Source organism: Pseudomonas sp. E45-MNA-CIBAN-0222 (genome assembly GCF_040310405.1).
GTDB lineage: Bacteria > Pseudomonadota > Gammaproteobacteria > Pseudomonadales > Pseudomonadaceae > Stutzerimonas > Stutzerimonas stutzeri_AC.
Genome location: NZ_JBEOPU010000120.1, coordinates 1 through 266, shown reverse-complemented (window position 1 = coordinate 266; position 266 = coordinate 1). Strand labels below are relative to the sequence as shown.

Sequence of the window (266 nt, the reverse complement as noted above, 5' to 3'; positions counted from 1 at the left end):
ATATTGAAGAACACTTAAGTGAAACGCTCGATATAAACACCTTGTGCAAAATAGCCTGTATGAGTCGCAGCAAGTTTTATCAGCAGTTTAAACTTGCATTTGGCACTACCCCAGCCCTTTGGCAGCAACAGTTAAGACTAAAAAAAGCGCGTACTCAATTACTACAAGGCCATGCAATTAGTAAAGTTTGCTTTGATGTTGGATTTAATAGCGCGAGCCACTTTAGTCGCCTATTTAAACAAACCTTTGGCATTGCGCCTAAAGAG

Annotated in this window: 1 protein-coding gene; it reads left to right on the top strand. The window is 40.2% G+C overall.

Annotated features, from left to right (window positions below; translation table 11 throughout):
* On the top strand, positions 1-266 hold a 266-nt coding region (locus AAEZ08_RS23000), incomplete at both ends, for a helix-turn-helix domain-containing protein (protein WP_500125189.1).